Consider the following 17,980-nt stretch of genomic DNA (forward strand, 5'->3'; position numbering starts at 1 on the left):
ATAAATAAACAGAAACATAAAAAAAGCGGGGAATGCAATACCGCCCCTTAAAAGTTAGTTTTACTCTAACTTTTAGGGTATGACAACTTCCCCGCTCTCTTTATTAATATTGATTAGTAGTCTTATGTCGTTCAACTAATTTTTTTAATGATTGAATCTGACCTAGATGCATCGCTTCATGGCTCAGTAAAAAGTGAAACAATTCGCTTTTTGTTTTAATACCAAACTTTGCAAGAGGACCTGTTACCTCTTCTCTCCAGAATTCCTCCGGTAAATCTTTAATTCTCTTTTCCTGAGATTGATAATTGGACTTGATATCATTCAAAGAAGGTGCACTTCTTTGCCAATATTTTGGCGAAGTTCCGCTTCTGAAAAATTCTCCATATAACTCTGAAAGCGGTGAACCGCTGCCAGGATAATCAAACAAGAAGGATTCCGCACTTACCAGTACATGCCCTAATTGCCAGCGAATCGTATTATTAAAACCTTCTGGTTGGAGATCAGCCTCCGCTTCAGATAAATCCTCTAAAATTTCCTGTAGCTTACTTCTGGTCAACTCAAGTTGTTTTTGCATACCAGTCGTTTCCATATAATCCCCTCCACTAATTCTTTTTGCCCTTCACAAGATATGGGTTGCTATCCTTTATACCCTATCTTTCCTGAAAAAAAACAGAAGTGAAACGGCTTATTGGACTGATAACATACAAATTGTTAGCTGGTTGTTTGTTTTGCCTTATTTCTAATCAATTCTTTAACAAAGGACTCCAATTCCTTATGGCCCTTTTGATGCAGTAAACTTACAACCTTACTCCCTACAATAATTCCATCACAATAGTCATACAATTGATTGGCCGTCTTTGCATTGGATATTCCAAATCCCGCATAGATTGGACAATCCGTAACCTGCTTAAGTTGTAGGATTTGTTCTTTAAAGGCTTCATCATTCAACTGTGCCTGTTCTCCTGTTGTCCCATTTACAGTTACTGCGTAAATAAAACCATCCGCTCCATCACAAAGCTTTGCCATTCGAGTTGGATTTGCCGTTAAAGGTATGAGTCTAATTAACACAATCCCTTCATTACTGAGCTCTTTCTTAAACATCTGCTCTTCCTCCAGGGGAACATCTGGAATGATACAGGCACTAATGGAGGCTTCTCTGCACTTGGCAGCAAATTTTGAAATCCCAAGGCGTAAAACAGGATTTGCATACGTCATCATTATTAACGGAATTTCAATAATTTCCTCAGTATTCTTTAATTCATTTAATATATCCTCCAAAGTAATATCCTGTTCCAGGGCACGTAAACCTGCTTCCTGAATGCTAGGTCCGTCAGCTACTGGGTCAGAAAATGGAATTCCAATTTCTATGGCGGAAGCCTCTAATCTTTCAAAGTACTTTATAGTCGGAACAAGCTGATCAAGCCCTCCATCACCGCCCATAATATAGGGGATAAACCCTTTTTTTTCACTCTTTTTAGCCTCTGAAAAACAATCTACTAGCTTATTAGGCATGCTCCGCACCTCCAACTACATTCATGACGGTATCCATATCTTTATCTCCTCTCCCAGATAAACAAATCACAATAGACTGATCTTTCCCCATATTAGGTGCCCTTTTGACTGCTTCCGCTATCGCATGCGAGCTTTCGAGCGCAGGTATAATTCCTTCCTTTCTTGTTAACAGCTTAAATGCCTCTAATGCCTCATCATCTCGAATAGATATATATTCAACTCTTCCCTCGTCCTTCAGAAAGCAGTGCTCCGGTCCGACTCCCGGATAATCTAGTCCAGCCGATATAGAATGAGCTTCCTCTATCTGTCCAGCTTTATCCTGCAGGAGATACATGAGTGCGCCATGCAGAATCCCCTTTTCTCCTTTTGAAAGGGATGCTGCATGCTCATTTGTATCTAACCCATGGCCAGCCGCTTCCACGCCTACTAAAGTAACCTGTTCATCCTCTAAAAATTCGTAAAACATCCCCATCGCGTTACTGCCACCGCCGATACAGGCAATAATTTCATCTGGCAATCGATTGTGTAAAGCTAAGAATTGCTCCCTGGTTTCCCGACCTATTACACTCTGGAAATCTCGTACAATTTGCGGGAAAGGATGGGGTCCCATCACAGATCCCAATAAATAATGTGTATCCTCAATATGACCGACCCAGTAACGTAAAGCTTCATTTACGGCATCCTTCAGTGAACAGCTTCCTTGTTGTACAGGCACTACCTTTGCACCCAACAATTCCATTTTCAATACATTCGGTTTTTGCCTCTTCACATCTTTTTCACCCATAAAGATTACTGCTTCCAAACCAAGCAAGGCACAGGCTGAAGCAGTCGCGACTCCATGCTGGCCGGCACCTGTTTCCGCAACAATTCTTGTTTTGCCCATCGCTTTGGCAAGCAGGGCCTGACCAAGTGTATTATTAATTTTGTGAGCCCCGGTATGATTTAAATCCTCCCTTTTAAGGTAAATCCGCGCACCACCTAAATGTTCGGTCAAATTTTCCGCATAGTATAACGGAGTCTCTCTTCCTACATAATCCTTCAAAAGTAATTGATATTCAGTAATAAATGACTCTTCCTGCGCAATCGTTTTATAGGCTTCCTCCAATTCGAACAAAGCCGGCATTAATGTTTCCGGTACAAATCTTCCTCCATATTCCCCATATCGGCCAGTTTTATCTGGATATTCTTTTATTTGATTCACTTGATTTCCCCCTCTTTTGCCATTTTTATAAATTCAAAGATTTTTCTCGTATTTTTTCTCCCATTTACCTCAACACCACTGCTCACATCAACCATAAACGGATTTACAACCTCAATCGCAACTCTTACATTTTCAGAATTCAAGCCTCCCGCTAAAATGATAGTAGGATATTTAGCTCCTAGTCCTCTAACCTTTTCCCAATCAAATGCCACTCCGTTTCCACCTCTATATTCCCGTGCTTCAGCATCCAATAAAATATAATCAGCACGCTTAACATCACCAACATCTAAGTCTGCCTGAGCAGGCTTAATTCCTAGCGATTTAATGATCGGCAATCCAACCTCCAAATAGTCTGCCGGCTTTTCTTCTCCATGAAGCTGAATGGCTGTCAATCCACAATATCGTGCCACTTGTTTCACCGTTTCTACCTCTTCATTAACAAAGACACCGACCTTCCAGATTTCACCTTCCAGTTTGGAGATGATTGGTTTGGCCTTCTCAGGAATAATTCTTCGCTTGCTTTCGGCGAACATAAATCCAAGGGCATCCGCACCTGCTTTTTCAGCTGCTAATGCATGCTCGACGGTTTGTATTCCACAGATTTTCACCTTCACCGACTGTACCTTCTTTCAATTTTCTTGATTTCTTTTACAAATTGAGCGGGATCTTGATGCTTCATCAATGCCTCCCCAATTAGGATTGCATCCACGCCTGCATTGGCAACACGTAAACAATCATTAACATTCTTGATTCCACTTTCACTAATGACAATAGTCGACGGATCGTCAATCAATTTGATTAAATTTTCAGTAACAGCTAAATCCGTGTTAAATGTTTGAAGATTTCGATTATTTATGCCAATCAATTGCGGTTTAAGGGACAGAGCTGCCATTAAATCCTCCTCATCATGCACTTCCAGTAAAACTTCCAAATGTAGATGGAGAGCATACTCATACAATGCTTTTAATTTTCCAGGTGATAAAATTCTTACAATCAACAGGACTATACTTGCCCCCGATAAAAAGGCTTGATTAATCTGAGATTCTTCCAATATAAAATCCTTGCATAAGACTGACAGATCTATATGACTGCTTACAACCTGTAAATCTTCAAAGCTTCCATTAAAATATTCTTTATCCGTTAAAACAGATATGCCGTCAGCGCCGCCTTCCTTATATTGATTAGCTACCTCTATTGGGTCGGCCAAAGATTGAATGATTCCTTTTGATGGAGATGACCGTTTAAATTCTGCAATCACACCAAGGGTAGACTGACTTCTGATTCGTTCAGCAAAAGTATCTCTTACCTGCATTCGTTTGATGTCATTTGACAATTCAATTGCGGTTGATTTGCTTAACTCTCTCCTCTTGTGCTCCACGATATTCATTAAATAGGTTGGCATATATCATTGGCCCCTTTCGTTTGAACCGGTCCCCTAACTTCAAGTAATTTCCGATAGACAGCACCTGAATCAATTAATTCAGCCGCATACATGACTCCTTCCTGGATCGTAGAAACTTTCCCTGATACAAATAAACCAATTCCTGCATTTAGAAGGACGGCATCACGACATGGATTCTTTTCCCCACAGAAGATACCAATCATTTTTTTTGCATTTTCAGACGGCTCACCACCGGTCAAACGGCTATTGTCCGATACTTTCAATCCAACGTCATTGGGATGGATGGCTTCTTCTGTTATTAGACCACTCTGAACAAAATATAGCTTGTTTTCGCCAGACAATGAAGCTTCATCCATATTACCTGCTCCATGGATAATGGCAGCCTTTTTTCTCCCAGCCTTCAACAATACTTCTCCATACAGCTTTAATAGTTTTACATCATACACACCAACCATTTGATAGGTTAAATGGACTGGGTTTGTTAAGGGTCCGATTGCATTGAAAATCGTAGGAATACCCAATTGCTTCCGAACTGCAGCGATTCTTTTTAATTTTGGGTGGATATGTCCAGCATTCAAAAATACTAAGTTAGCTTGATGAATAGCTTTCCTGGCTTCTTCCTTTTGATTAATCGTATTAATGCCCAATGCGTTCAGCACATCCATGCTGCCGGATTGACTCGTCATATTTTTGTTTCCGTGCTTCACCATTTTGATTCCGGCACTTGCCAAAACAAATGCTGATGCCGTACTGATATTAAAGCTATTGCTGCGATCGCCTCCGGTACCACAATTATCCATGGCTTCCGGGATAGTTCCTAGCTGATGTGTCGATTCCTTTCGAATCATTTCTGCGATAATATACAGTTCCTTACTCCCGTATCCCTTCAATCCAATAGCCATCAAAAATGCAGCCAATTCCGCTTCAGAAACAGTTGGATTTAACATTTGTTTTGCAGCATCTGTCATTTCGCCCTCTGATAAACTCTTTCCTTTACTTAATTTGAAAAGATACTCATTCATGCAAGACTGCCTCCTTCACAGTACTATTAAGAAAATTAGTTATTATTGTTTTTCCATAGGGCGTTCCTATTGATTCAGGATGGAATTGAACGCCGTATAAGGGATACTGCTTATGACGAATGGCCATAATCTCGTCATCATCCTCTGAAGTTGCTATAATCTTAAACTCATTTGGCAATGTCTCTTCTTTTATAATTAGAGAATGGTATCTCATTGCCTGAAACCCTTGAGGTGTACCCTTAAAAATTTCATCTCCTGTATGGATGATCTTTGATGATTTACCATGTTTGATCTTTCCAGCTCGACTTACCGTAGCACCAAACACCTGGCCAATGGCCTGATGCCCTAGACAAACGCCTAAAATAGGAATATGACTATAAAAAGCTTTAATCATTTCTTTACATATCCCACTCTCTTCAGGCCGACCAGGTCCGGGTGATAAGACAATTGATGTTGGTGATAAATCTTTTATTTCTTGAATCGTAAGGGCGTTATTTCGTTTAATCAGTACCTCTTCCCCCAGTTCTAATAAAAGCTGATAGAGGTTATACGTAAAGGAATCAAAATTATCGATAAGTAAAATCATTTATCCCATCCTCCTTAAATCCAACTTTATGAAGTGTTTCATACCATTCATTTTCCGGAATGGAATCATAGACAATACCAGCGCCAGCCTGGAAATGAATTTGTTGATCTTTAATTACCATCATTCGGATTGCTAAGGCGAGGTCTAATTCCCCACCGTAGGAGATAAAACCAACACCGCCGCCGTAAGCGCCTCTTCTTTCCTGTTCAGCCTCTGAGATTAACTGCATTGCTCTTATCTTTGGCGCGCCCGATACGGTTCCAGCCGGCAAACAGGCTTTAATTGCATCCATTGGATGAATCGCTTCGTTTAATAGGCCTGTAATTTCTGAAACAAGATGGATCACATTTTTAAATAATTCAATCTCCATAAACCGTTTAATATTTACACTTTCCGGCTTACAAATCTTCCCCAAATCATTTCTAGCAAGATCCACCAGCATGACATGTTCTGCCTTCTCTTTTTCATCCGCTATTAAACTGGCAATCTGTTCTTCATCTTCTTGAATAGTAGAGCCTCTTCGTCTTGTACCAGCTATCGGATTAGAGTGAATAACGCCCTGATCGATCGCAATCAATCGTTCAGGAGAGCAACCCACAATGTGATAGGAGCCAAAATTAATATGAAACTGGAATGTATCAGGATGCTCTTGCTTTAACTTCCCATAATAATCTTCCGGGTCTCCACTAAATGAACCGGTCCATCGCTGCGACAAGACAGCCTGGAATATATCGCCGTTCCGTATTCTGGCTTTTAATTCATTAACCGTATCAATAAATTTCTCCTTATTCGTATTGCTTTTAATTCCGTGAATCAAATACATTTCATTTCCAGAAGCCTGGCTATATGTGGATAGTTTTTCCCGAAAGTACTTCATGTTTTTAGCCAATTCTTCCTCTGATCGTTCACCTTCATAGTCTAAATGGAGGTGGCTGCATTCGGAGAAATCATCACCGCTGTAAACAAAATAATCTGTGTGATAGAGAAAATGAAAATCCGGAATACCAACCGGATTCATTTCCGGCGAATCTATATCTTCAAAGAGAAAACTGTACGAATAACCGGCAAATCCAATGGAGCCTCCTATAAATGGCAGATCAGGATAAAGGGCATCATCGATTGCAAGGGACGCTTTTATAAACTCATGCGGATTATTCACTTTCTTTTTCATTTGACCTTTTTTAAAGAACGTACCATCTATACTCGTCATGATTTCTGCATATAGGTTAAAGGCAACAATTTTTGTCCTGCCACCGCTCGAAGATGGAAATTCAAGCACAGCTTTATAAGACTCAGCAATGTCTTCTATATTTCTAAGTTTGTTCTGTTCCTCGGCTTTCAGTCGTTGCCTAATTATGTTAGGTTTCCTCAATCTAATCCCCCCTGAAAATAAAAAAATCCCCCATAAGCAAATAAATTGCTTATGGAGGACGTATAATCGTGGTGCCACCCCCGTTGGATCTCTTTCAGATACGATGAGGAAGGAATCCATCATTTAATATCCTATCCTTTTAACGGCGGAATCCCGTATTCCCCTACTAATCTTTCAGGGAATCACTCGAAAGCCCATTCACATAAAGCCTGCATACCGGTTCTCACCCACTCCGGCTCTCTGTAGTGCAATGTTTTTATGCTACTCCTCTTTCTTAACGTTTTATTTATTCAATTTTATCCCATACAAAAAGGGCCTCACATCCTTGAAAAAAGGACGAGAGACCCGCGGTACCACCTTAATTGATTGCTGAATTCAGCAATCCACTTTATGACAGCCTATAGAAATAACTGTCAGCCTATTTTAACGATTGGCTAAATCGGCCAAAGCATACTGAATAACTCACGTTCTGCTCGGCAACTCCGAAGTCCATTCACAAATGAAATCATACCGATTCCCACCCCCATCGGCTCTCTAAAACTCCTTCAAATGCTACTACTCTTCATCAACGCATTATTATGTTTAAGTTGTTGTTAATATTAAATTAATTATTTTGAATTGTCAATCTATTCAGTTAAAAATAGGCAAAATGATGCATTTTAGTCAGACAAAGTAAAAAATGACTATATGTTAATTAAAGGGATCATCTCTCTCATAGATTTTGTATTAATTTATCTATTAGAAACAAGCAACTTTAAGTATTATTGCGTTTTCCTATCCTCTAATTACAATACAAAGGCTTGATAGAAGGGTGTAGTTTATACGATTTTCAAAAAAAGAGTGCCAATTCAGTAAGAACTGGCACTCTTTAAGTAAATATCATTTGTATGATACAACATTAATTATTAATTTATTTTGTTAGTTAAACAATCATCCCTCAAGCAATAAAGATTCAGGGTCTTCGATTAATTTTTTCACATTCGCTAGGAAGCTAACTGCTTCTGCTCCGTCGACAATACGGTGATCGTAAGATAATGCGATATACATCATTGGGCGAACTTCAATTTTGTCATCCTCAACAGCAATCGGACGCTTTTTAATACCGTGCATTCCAAGAATACCTACTTGTGTTCCATTTAAAATAGGTGTTGACATTAAGGAACCGAAAACACCGCCATTTGTGATAGTAAAGGTTCCACCCTGTAAATCTGATAGGGCCAATTTATTATCACGTGCTTTTTTAGCCAAGCTGCCAATTTCTTTTTCAATTTCAGCAAAGTTCATACGATCCGCATCTCTAACAACAGGGACTACTAAGCCTTCTGGAGCAGATACTGCTACACCGATATCATAGTATTTTTTGATAAGCAGCTCATCACCTTGGATTTCTGCATTTAACAGTGGATACTTCTTAAGTGAACCAACCACGGCTTTTGTAAAGAAGGACATAAACCCTAATTTCACATCATTTTCTTTTTGGAATGCATCCTTACGTTTATTACGAAGGTTCATGATATTCGTCATATCTACTTCGTTAAAAGTAGTCAGCATCGCTGTATTGTGTTGAACCTCAACCAAACGTTTCGCGATTGTTTGGCGTCTGCGTGACATTTTCACACGTTCTTCCGGTTTACCAGATACCTGAGCCGGTGCTGATGCTGCTTTTTTAGCTTCCGGTTTTGAAGGCTTAGGTGCAGGCGCGCTGGCTTGTGCATGACCATTGTAGGATTCTACATCCTGCTTGCGCACTCTTCCAAGTGGATCTACTGTAGGGATTTCATCCAAATCGATTCCTTTTTCTCTTGCTAATTTACGTGCAGCCGGAGAAGCAACTGTTTTATTTCCTTTTTTCTCTTCTTCTTTTGGTTCAGGAGCAGGTGCTGCTTTTGGCTCTTCTTTTACTTGTTCTTTTGCAACAGGTTCTTGTTTTTCACTCTGTGCAGGCGCTCCATCAGCATCTACCATCGCAATTGATTCCCCAACAAGAACTGTATCTCCCTCTTCTTTTAATTGCTCTGTCAAAACTCCTTCATAGTCGGAGATGATTTCAACATTTACTTTATCTGTTTCAAGCTCAACGATATATTCACCTTTTTCAACCTTTTCACCCGGTTGTTTAAGCCATTGTGCAATTGTTCCCTCTGTAATTGATTCCGCTAATTCTGGTACTTTTACCTCTGCCATCTCTATATTTCCTCCTCTATTCGCGAGTTAATGCGCTGTTAATAATACGATTTTGTCCTTGTTTATGAATGGTTGGATCTCCCTCTGCAGGACTGGATCGTCTTCTTCTGCCGATGTACTCAACTTTAACCCCTTCTGGTGCTGCTATTCTTAAACGTGGCTCAACGAAATTCCACGCGCCCATATTTTTAGGCTCTTCCTGTACCCATGCAATCTCTTTTAGATTCGGGTAGGATGCAAATAATTCTTGAACCCCTTTAAGTGGGAATGGATAGATTTCTTCAATTCTCACAATATGAAGCCAATCAAGATTTTCTTGAGCTTCAATAGCCTGAGATAAATCAATTGCCATTTTACCTGTACAACAAACGATTCTTTCCACACTGTCTTTTTTGGTTCCTAAGCCTGGCTGTTCAATAAAGGACTTGAATTCACCGTCACTCAGTTCTTCAGCAGTACTCGCAACAGTCGGATTTCTCAGCAAGCTCTTTGGCGTCATTAATACCAGTGGTCGTACTTCTTCTTTTCCTAAAATAGCTGCTTGTCTTCTTAAAATATGGAAGTATTGAGCTGCTGAACTTAAATTAGCTACAGTCCAGTTATTCTCCGCTGCCAATGATAAATAGCGCTCTAAACGTGCACTGGAGTGTTCCGGTCCCTGGCCTTCATAACCATGAGGCAATAGCATGACTAAGCCAGATTTTTGGCCCCATTTCGCTCTCCCAGCAGCAATAAATTGATCAAATAATACTTGCGCAGTGTTGGCAAAATCACCATATTGGGCTTCCCATAAAACGAGCGTATCCGGGGATTGAACATTGTATCCATATTCAAATCCAATCACAGCTGCTTCGGACAACGGACTGTTATGAACCGCAAAGGAAGCTTTTGCCCCTTCAAGTCCATGTAATGGTGAATAGGTTTCTCCTGTTTCACTGTCATGTAAAACAATGTTTCTATGAGCAAATGTACCGCGCTCGGAATCCTGTCCAGTAAGGCGAACCGGTGTACCATCCTGTAAGATAGTTGCAAATGCTAACGTTTCAGCCAAAGCCCAGTCTACCTTATTTCCTTCTTCCAAAGCATTCTGTCTTCTCATAAGGATTTTATCCAGTTTATTAAATACCTTGAAGTTCTCAGGTCGTTTTAAAAGCTCCGCATTTATTTGCTTTAATACGTCAAGCTCTACTTTTGTATCTACATTCGGAATCCCGGATTCAATAATTTTTGGAACATCAGCTGCTTCAAGCGGAGAATCTTCCTTTTCACCCACTTGATTATAGTACTCTTTCAACATATCAAAATGTTCCTGATCCAGACGAGCGACCTCTTCTTCCGTTACAAGTCCTTCATCGACTAGTCTCTTTGCATACACCTCTCTAGGTGTTGGATGCTCATGCACCATCTTGTACATGGCCGGATTTGTTGTCATTGGCTCGTCCATTTCGTTATGGCCATAACGTCTGTATCCAATTAAATCTATTAAAAAGTCTTTTTTGAAATTTTGACGATATAAAATAGCTACATAAGCTGCTGCTAATACAGCCTCTGGATCATCCGCATTGACATGGATAATCGGGATTTCATATCCCTTCGCCAGATCACTTGAGTATCGAGTGGATCGGGAATCCCGGCTTTCTGTTGTAAATCCAATCATATTGTTCGCGATAATATGAACGGTGCCTCCTGTTTGATATCCTTTAAGGCGACTTAGATTCAAGGTTTCCGCCACAATTCCCTGACCTGGGAATGCTGCATCTCCATGAATAATAATTGACATACTGGAATTAGAATCCTGTACAGGAAATCCTTTTCGGCTTCTGTCATCCTGTACAGCCCTTGTATATCCATTTACGATGGGATTAACAAATTCCAAGTGACTCGGGTTATTTGCCAACGTTATAACCGCTTCTCTTGTATTCTCTTCTTTAATTTTACGACCTGCGCCTAAATGGTATTTCACATCACCCGTCCATCCAAATGTAACACCAATGGATCCTTCAGATGGCACCAATTTTTTATCCGGAGCATGCTGAAACTCAGAGAATATTTTTTTGTACGGTTTATCCAGCACATGAGCCAGTACATTTAATCTGCCTCTATGTGCCATTCCGATATTAATAGAAGTAGTTCCGCCGCGAACGGATCTTGAAACTAATTCATCAAGAAGTGGAACTAAAGAATCTACACCTTCAATTGAGAATCTCTTCTGTCCAACAAAGGTTTTATGTAAGAATCGCTCAAATCCATCCACTTCAGTTAAGCGCTTCAACAAATTTTTCTTTTTAGCTGCCGAGATTGCAAAACCGGAGGCTGTTTGTTCAACCATTTGTGTAAGCCACTTTTTCTCTTCCATGTCATGGATATGATCGAATTCAAAAGCAATCGTTCTCGTATATAAAACTTTTAAATATTCGATGGCTTCATGGCCATTTTGAATGTTTGCAGGCAAAACATCACTGATTAAGGAAGCTGGCATCGCTTTCAAATCATCAGTCGTTAAATCATATTTACCCAATCCTAAATTAATATCTTTCTTTACCTTACTGTACAATGGATAAATATCAGCGGCCAAATGTCCGTTTATTCGAATATCCTCAGCCAATTTGACAGCCTGCGATACTTTATACATCATTTTTGCTGTGAACTGACCGTCTGAAACTTCCTTACTTTGATTACCCCTTGTTTGTTCGGTTTCCTCTAATCTTGGAGGTCCCCATTCTTCAAATAATCTCACCAAATCCGGATCCACTTGCTCTGGGTCCTGTAAAAAAACTTCGTACATTTCCTGGACGTAACCCAAGTTTGGCCCCTGAAACTCTAGCCAAGGGTTTGTTACAGGTGTATCAAGTTTCATTATGAAATCCCCCTGTTAAACATTGTTTTGCCTTAATCCTGCGACTGAATAATATATAATAATAATGTTATCGAAAGAGTCGGAAGGATAAAACATTTCCGACATTATTCTACCATGTTTTGGTGAATATACCCAAAGGTTTGCACTTAATTTACGAGAAAATCAAAACTTTCTAAAAAATCAGCTATTATGAAATAGCAAAAAAAGAGAATTGATTATATAACCAACTCTCCTTTCTGATTAATTCCAAATTGAATCATGCTGGATTCACATACCCATTCATAGCCAATTTTTTGATAAATTGAATTTAAAGTTGGATTTGATAAATCCGTATATAAACTGCAAAATAAATAGTTTTCAAGAAGTTGTTTCGAAAAAGTGTGAACGGCCGAGCTCGCATACCCCTTCCCTCTCTCTTCATCGGGAGTATAAACCAGCGAGACTACAATTCCATTTTGCGTTGGCCGAGCCCACTTCACCATCGATACCCGTCTGTTCTGATCAATCCATAAATGTAAGGACTTCTCCTTGATATAATCATTTGCCCTTGCCTGACAATCTTCGTAAGTGAGATTATCAACCGTATATTTAGTGAACTCCTTAATCCAATCAGCTACTAAGGGAGCATCTTCATGGCCTGCCATACGTAAATACCCTTTTGTGATTTGAACAGAATTCAGTTTTGTCAGTTTATAGATTCCCTGTTCCACGCCAATAGAGCCCTCAATTCCCGTTACACACTTCCATTCATCAGCAAATAAATGCGCTAATTGCTTTTCGCCTGTTATCCCTGGAAACATGAACCCTTCTTCAACAAATTTATTTACAGCAAAGGAAATAGCTTCTTTTTGGTTTGGATCGCCTGCAATAAGCAGATTATGTGGATGAGTTCGTAAAAAAATCAGGACAGTCTGATCCTTTACCTCCACTGTACACATGAAAAGTTTTATAGTATCTGATGGATTTTGGATCAATTTATTCACCAATCCCAGGATGACATTATGCTTCACTTCTTCCTTTAAAAGAATAGGTTCGACTTTGTCCTTAAAAGGTTTAATCGTGTCATAGAATACGATATTCATTTTGGCTCATCCTCCTTGTCTCTATTATCCTTCTAATCTATATATTTCAAAACAATTTAATTTAAAATCTTGTGAGTTTACATAATATTTTTATAACTAACTACTATTGTATAACAAAAACAGCAACCCCTATAGAGGATTGCTGCTTAATTTATAGTAGACTGTGTGCTGCAAATTAGTTTATGTCTAATATTCCATTCTGTGGAAGCTCGATTATAAAATGAGTTCCTTCAGGTGAGCTTTTAGAAATTGTAATATTCCCCAAATGCTCTATGATTGTTTTCTTAACAAATGGTAATCCCAATCCCATTCCCCGCTTGTCTATTGAGATAAATGGGTCAAATACACTTTCCCAGTTAGCTGGAGGGATTCCCTTGCCTGTATCAATAAAATGAATAATAATATGTTCATTTTCCAATTCGGTCTTAATCAATATTTTCTTATCATCACTATCTTCAGGCATAGCCTCCACGCTGTTCTTGATTAAGTTGATAAAGACTTGCCCCAAATTGGTTTTATTAATATAGGCATTCAAAGGTACGTAATTGTTAACCAATTCAATATCCACCTGATTTGTACGCAACATTTCAGAAGACATGTTAATGGAATCCAGAATAACCTCTATTAAATTTTCCTTTTTCAGTACTAGATTGGATGACTTCATATAATCCTTATAATTATTGGTCAGTTTACCTAAATGTTCAGATGACTTTTGAATCATATCTAGTGTTTTCTTATCTGACTCTGTTAAGTCATTGCTTAGACTAAGAAGATTTGAAAAACTCTTGATAATTTGATTGGTATTTTTCACTTCATGAATTAAACTTCCCGCTAAATTCCCGGTATAATCCAGCTTTTTTTGTCTTTCCAGCAGTTGATAATGACTATCTTTTAGACTCGTGTTCAGTTTAACAAAGAAATGCACCATAAAAACAGAGAATACGATTACCCCGATGCTGCTTGTTATGGCACCTGTCCCTGGTGAAAGGTTTAAATATCCCGATAAGATTAGCCAAATAGAGGCTAAACAGAAAGCATTTAAGAATTTTCTGAAACTCGTGTTAGATATATTTCTCGAAACTAAATAGACAAGAATTAGAAAGATGATAAAACCAATCATATGTAAAATGAATATCCATCCTAAAGGCCCATACACTGGGTAATAAAAACTGGATGAGAAACTGGTCTTTACGGTTAACCCACTAATCCCTAATTCCGTTAGATTGATTATATACACCACTCCGCTTAAAATAATAAAAAAGATGAGTGACTTCTTATCAAGTAATAACCTCGATACCTTTGCTAACCAAGGAGTATCTGTTAACATTGTTGGCTGATCCTTTATAATCAAATATGCTACATAGAGAACAATCGGCACTCCAAAAGTTGGTCCTAAACGCAGCAATTTAAATAATACAAGAATGGTACTCTCAGAAAGAATATCTGAAAAATAAAGAACCCCAACATCAATTTGCCAAATTGAAACAAAGAGCATGTATAAAACGATACCCATTGTTAATCTTGATTCATTATACATACTTTTTATAACGAATGAAACAACCAAAGGGATCAACCCAATAGTACATATTAATAATCCGATAATCATTTATTTTTGCACTCCATTGCTGTATGATCAGGTCTATATTTTTTAATATAAGCACATGCATTATTCCCGCCATGTCCATGATTGGTAACAGCTACTTCATTGACCTCCTGATAAATCGTTTCGGTAACAATATTCATATCTTCATAGCCTTTTTTAGTTGTTCTTATTGTTGGAGGAATAAAATCATGTTCCACACTTAATAATGAAGATATCACTTGCAAGATACCAATGGCGGCTAGAGGGTTTCCATACATACTTTTTATCGAGCTGTATGGTGTTTGATGATTAAATAATTCCCTTGAGCACTTTTCTTCTATCCGATCATTCTGCTGGATCCCAAGTGCCTGGCTGTTGATATAATCTGGATTGCGGCCACTCGTGACATCTTTTAATGCATTAATCATCTGTTCTCCTGATTCATCCGAATCAAATATATAAGCTCCATCATTATTCGAGATAATATCAACAATTTCTCCTTTAATATGAGCTCCTCGCTTAATGGCATCATCTTCTCTCTCTAAAACAATCACACCAGAAGCTTCAGAAGCAGCAAACCCTTTACTATCTTCATGAAATGGAACAGCTCCTACATCCATTGCTTGATTCAAAGGTAATATTCTTGTTTTAGAAAAAGCATAAGTCATTAGTTTACCAATCGGACTCTCTGTTCCACCTACTATAGCCACATCTATTTTACCGGCTTTTAAATAGAGCAAAGCCTCTTCAATTGCTTCCAAACTGGAAGTGCAGCCAGTGCTTATTGTTTTTGTCACACCTTTTACTCCTAAAAAGTATGCGATAGATGAGGTCATACTGTGATAATTGACATAGTGAGAAAACGTAATAGGCATTTTTCTATAATCATCATTGTTCGCATGTACAACTGCGTCCAGAGAATATTGATCTACGGAGGATCCAAGTGAAGTTCCAAAGAAAACCCCTACTTTTTTACCTACTAAATCCACTCCTGCTGATTCCAATGCCTCTCGCCCGGCCACGATTCCCAATTTAGAAACTTTGGGCAATCGATTAATTCTCCTATCTTTCTCTAACTCTTCTAATCCATTTTGTACTAAACCCACTATATTTGACTCGCCCTTATACCCTTCTCCATCTATTAGCTCCAGTGTGTTCACACCATGCTGTAAATTATATAAAAATTCGTCGATATTCCTTGTTTTCGGGGCTATTGTCCCGTAGCCACTAACTACTATTTTCATGTAATTTTCCGCCTCAGTTGAGAATATTTACCTAAAAAAATTATAGCAGATAATATTTCAGAATGACTATAGGAAAAAACTATTAAAAATATGTTTAAATAATCTAAATAGTTTAAATAAATAGTTAATACTACTATATGAAATAATTAAAAGCGTTGTTGATAACACATGCCGTTGAGCCTTTAGCCTAGTTGATAAAGTAACTTTAATTTCAGATGTTCACAGTACCTGAAACTCTAGTGAGATTTCGGATTTCTTTCATTAAATAAGATCACAATTGGTGTATAGCAATGCTCGTATTGTGGAATCACATTACCGCCATAATAAAAGAATGCTCTAAAATATCCTTTAATACATATTCTTTATCTGTCAGATTTCCTTGCTAACATCTAGTCAATATTATAGAAAGCAGTTATGAGCTAACCAACTGGGGACAAATTTCGAGTAATAGGAATGGATTGAATATAAAAAAAGCTGCATTCAGGTAAATTCGGAATACAGCTTAATCTTAGCTAAAGTATCAACTACTTATTAACACTTGCAATCCTCTTCTAAAACCTTCATTCATTAAAGTGATTTAGAAGAATACTTTAATACTTGCTAGGATCGTAAGCAAACCTACAACAATGACGAATACGTTGCTCAATTTCCCTCTGTATTTAGCTAGTACTGGTACTTTGCGGATTGCATACATTGGTAATACACATAAGATAGCAGCAACTAGAGGTCCGCTGAGTGTATCAATTAATCCTAGAATACTTGGATTTGTATAAGCAACAAACCAACATGTTAATACCACAAATACTAGAATTGCAGTTTTAATTGTTTTTTCTTTAATACTTTTTCCGCGTGCTTTTCCTGATGCCACAATCATGTCACGCATTACTTCGTAAGCTCCTACATAATGACCAAGGAAGGACTTTGTGATGGCCACGAATGCAATAATAGGCGCTGCAATAGCAATTATTGGTGAACCAAGTTCATTCGCAAGATAAGATAGGATTGATAAATTCTGTTGCTTTGCCATGGCAAGATCACTTGGAGTTAAGCTCAAGACACTGCTCCAAACGAAGAACATGACAACAGAGAATGTCATAATATAACATACTTTTTGTATTTGGGCACATTTCGCGTCAGTCGCATCTTTTCCATAAGTTGCCCGCTGTTTCATTACAAATGACGATACAATAGGAGAATGGTTAAACGAGAATACTATAATTGGTAATATCAACAGTATAATTCCAAAATATCCGGATCCTGATGAAGCAGTAGAAACACTTGCAGAACTAAAAATCGATGTATTCCACTGTGGAATTAAAGATACTGCGATAAATAACAGAGAAGCTATAAATGGATAAACTAGCATGCTCATCACTTTTACAGTTATATCTTGTCCAAAATTTAGTATGACGATAAGACCGAGAATTAATACAAGTGATAAAATGGCTCTTGGCGGCTCGTTCATATGCAATTGATTTACCATAAAACTACTTGCTGTATTTGTAAGTGCAACTGAATACATCAGCACGATCGTATAAATAGAGAAGAAATAAACTATGTTAAAGGCTATACTTGCCTTATTTCCAAAATACTCCCTTATCGTACCGGTAATTCCCTCATCAGCAGAATCTGAAGCAGCTATCATTTTAGCAAGTGCCCTATGCGAGTAGTACATTACCGGAAAGGCTAGTATAGTAATTAACAATAATGATATTAATCCGCCTGATCCTGCATTAATAGGTAAAAAGAGTACACCCGCTCCAATTGCTGTTCCAAAAAGGCTCAAAGCCCAGGTTGTATCTTGTTTATGCCATTTCTTCGCATCTGGAAAATTCTCTTGTATTACTGAATGATCTTCAACTGGTAATTCGAGTTTTTTTGCTGTATTTCCATGCATAATAAGGTTCCTCCTTATATATACCCTAGCTTTCTGCTA

14 protein-coding genes and 2 other annotated features are annotated in these 17,980 nt (G+C 38.3%); all 14 genes read right to left on the reverse strand.

Annotated elements, in window-relative coordinates:
* Nucleotides 1–103 precede the first annotated feature (103 nt).
* The 14 genes from AC4BHA_RS01955 to AC4BHA_RS02020 all read right to left on the reverse strand — a co-directional run bounded on the left by AC4BHA_RS01955 (nucleotide 104) and on the right by AC4BHA_RS02020 (nucleotide 17,941).
* Nucleotides 104–589, reverse strand: coding sequence for a DinB family protein (locus AC4BHA_RS01955; protein WP_490558076.1), 486 nt, complete (start codon nucleotides 587–589; stop codon nucleotides 104–106).
* A 122-nt stretch (nucleotides 590–711) separates the two neighbouring features.
* A complete protein-coding gene (gene trpA, locus AC4BHA_RS01960; protein ID WP_490558077.1) occupies nucleotides 712–1,512 on the reverse strand; it encodes a tryptophan synthase subunit alpha in 801 nt (266 codons plus the stop codon).
* On the reverse strand, nucleotides 1,505–2,704 hold the full coding sequence (gene trpB, locus AC4BHA_RS01965; protein WP_490558179.1) for a tryptophan synthase subunit beta: 1,200 nt from the start codon (nucleotides 2,702–2,704) through the stop codon (nucleotides 1,505–1,507). Before trpB ends, trpA begins: the two co-directional genes overlap by 8 nt.
* A 5-nt stretch (nucleotides 2,705–2,709) precedes the next feature.
* Nucleotides 2,710–3,327 (reverse strand): phosphoribosylanthranilate isomerase, encoded by a 618-nt coding sequence (locus AC4BHA_RS01970; RefSeq protein ID WP_490558078.1) that lies wholly within the window; start codon nucleotides 3,325–3,327, stop codon nucleotides 2,710–2,712.
* Complete coding sequence (gene trpC, locus AC4BHA_RS01975; protein ID WP_066106995.1) at nucleotides 3,324–4,115, reverse strand: indole-3-glycerol phosphate synthase TrpC; 792 nt, start codon at nucleotides 4,113–4,115, stop codon at nucleotides 3,324–3,326. The genes AC4BHA_RS01970 and trpC overlap by 4 nt, the downstream gene beginning before the upstream one ends.
* Nucleotides 4,100–5,137, reverse strand: coding sequence for an anthranilate phosphoribosyltransferase (trpD, locus tag AC4BHA_RS01980; protein WP_148629797.1), 1,038 nt, complete (start codon nucleotides 5,135–5,137; stop codon nucleotides 4,100–4,102). Before trpD ends, trpC begins: the two co-directional genes overlap by 16 nt.
* Nucleotides 5,130–5,723 (reverse strand): anthranilate synthase component II, encoded by a 594-nt coding sequence (locus AC4BHA_RS01985; RefSeq protein ID WP_066107002.1) that lies wholly within the window; start codon nucleotides 5,721–5,723, stop codon nucleotides 5,130–5,132. The genes trpD and AC4BHA_RS01985 overlap by 8 nt, the downstream gene beginning before the upstream one ends.
* Nucleotides 5,704–7,095 carry an anthranilate synthase component I family protein gene (locus tag AC4BHA_RS01990; RefSeq protein WP_490558079.1) on the reverse strand — a complete coding sequence of 464 codons (1,392 nt, stop codon included), beginning with the start codon at nucleotides 7,093–7,095 and terminating at the stop codon, nucleotides 5,704–5,706. Before AC4BHA_RS01990 ends, AC4BHA_RS01985 begins: the two co-directional genes overlap by 20 nt.
* Before the next feature lie 51 nt (nucleotides 7,096–7,146).
* Nucleotides 7,147–7,382, reverse strand: a binding site (T-box leader).
* 42 nt (nucleotides 7,383–7,424) lie between these two features.
* Nucleotides 7,425–7,673, reverse strand: a binding site (T-box leader).
* 352 nt (nucleotides 7,674–8,025) lie between these two features.
* Nucleotides 8,026–9,279 carry a 2-oxoglutarate dehydrogenase complex dihydrolipoyllysine-residue succinyltransferase gene (gene odhB, locus AC4BHA_RS01995; RefSeq protein ID WP_490558080.1) on the reverse strand — a complete coding sequence of 418 codons (1,254 nt, stop codon included), beginning with the start codon at nucleotides 9,277–9,279 and terminating at the stop codon, nucleotides 8,026–8,028.
* Between the two features lie 16 nt (nucleotides 9,280–9,295).
* Complete coding sequence (gene sucA / locus AC4BHA_RS02000; RefSeq protein WP_490558081.1) at nucleotides 9,296–12,136, reverse strand: 2-oxoglutarate dehydrogenase E1 component; 2,841 nt, start codon at nucleotides 12,134–12,136, stop codon at nucleotides 9,296–9,298.
* Between the two features lie 215 nt (nucleotides 12,137–12,351).
* A complete protein-coding gene (locus AC4BHA_RS02005; RefSeq protein WP_490558082.1) occupies nucleotides 12,352–13,218 on the reverse strand; it encodes a GNAT family N-acetyltransferase in 867 nt (288 codons plus the stop codon).
* A gap of 175 nt (nucleotides 13,219–13,393) precedes the next feature.
* Nucleotides 13,394–14,824, reverse strand: coding sequence for a sensor histidine kinase (locus AC4BHA_RS02010; RefSeq protein WP_490558083.1), 1,431 nt, complete (start codon nucleotides 14,822–14,824; stop codon nucleotides 13,394–13,396).
* Nucleotides 14,821–16,044 carry a beta-ketoacyl-[acyl-carrier-protein] synthase family protein gene (locus tag AC4BHA_RS02015; protein ID WP_490558084.1) on the reverse strand — a complete coding sequence of 408 codons (1,224 nt, stop codon included), beginning with the start codon at nucleotides 16,042–16,044 and terminating at the stop codon, nucleotides 14,821–14,823. The genes AC4BHA_RS02010 and AC4BHA_RS02015 overlap by 4 nt, the downstream gene beginning before the upstream one ends.
* 577 nt (nucleotides 16,045–16,621) lie before the next feature.
* The gene (locus AC4BHA_RS02020) at nucleotides 16,622–17,941 is read right to left on the reverse strand and encodes an amino acid permease (RefSeq protein ID WP_066107018.1); all 1,320 of its coding nucleotides are present in this window, start codon (nucleotides 17,939–17,941) and stop codon (nucleotides 16,622–16,624) included.
* Nucleotides 17,942–17,980 lie beyond the last annotated feature (39 nt).

The organism is Pradoshia sp. Z3_51 (assembly GCF_058215915.1).

Excerpts from the sequence above, each read along its gene's own strand:
- sucA (WP_490558081.1), bottom strand. The coding sequence starts at position 12,136 with ATGAAACTTGATACACCTGTAACAAACCCTTGGCTAGAGTTTCAGGGG.
- trpC (WP_066106995.1), bottom strand. The coding sequence starts at position 4,115 with ATGCCAACCTATTTAATGAATATCGTGGAGCACAAGAGGAGAGAGTTA.
- AC4BHA_RS02015 (WP_490558084.1), bottom strand. The coding sequence starts at position 16,044 with ATGAAAATAGTAGTTAGTGGCTACGGGACAATAGCCCCGAAAACAAGG.
- trpD (WP_148629797.1), bottom strand. The coding sequence starts at position 5,137 with ATGAATGAGTATCTTTTCAAATTAAGTAAAGGAAAGAGTTTATCAGAG.
- trpA (WP_490558077.1), bottom strand. The coding sequence starts at position 1,512 with ATGCCTAATAAGCTAGTAGATTGTTTTTCAGAGGCTAAAAAGAGTGAA.
- AC4BHA_RS01955 (WP_490558076.1), bottom strand. The coding sequence starts at position 589 with ATGGAAACGACTGGTATGCAAAAACAACTTGAGTTGACCAGAAGTAAG.
- AC4BHA_RS02010 (WP_490558083.1), bottom strand. The coding sequence starts at position 14,824 with ATGATTATCGGATTATTAATATGTACTATTGGGTTGATCCCTTTGGTT.
- AC4BHA_RS02005 (WP_490558082.1), bottom strand. The coding sequence starts at position 13,218 with ATGAATATCGTATTCTATGACACGATTAAACCTTTTAAGGACAAAGTC.
- odhB (WP_490558080.1), bottom strand. The coding sequence starts at position 9,279 with ATGGCAGAGGTAAAAGTACCAGAATTAGCGGAATCAATTACAGAGGGA.
- AC4BHA_RS02020 (WP_066107018.1), bottom strand. The coding sequence starts at position 17,941 with ATGCATGGAAATACAGCAAAAAAACTCGAATTACCAGTTGAAGATCAT.
- AC4BHA_RS01985 (WP_066107002.1), bottom strand. The coding sequence starts at position 5,723 with ATGATTTTACTTATCGATAATTTTGATTCCTTTACGTATAACCTCTAT.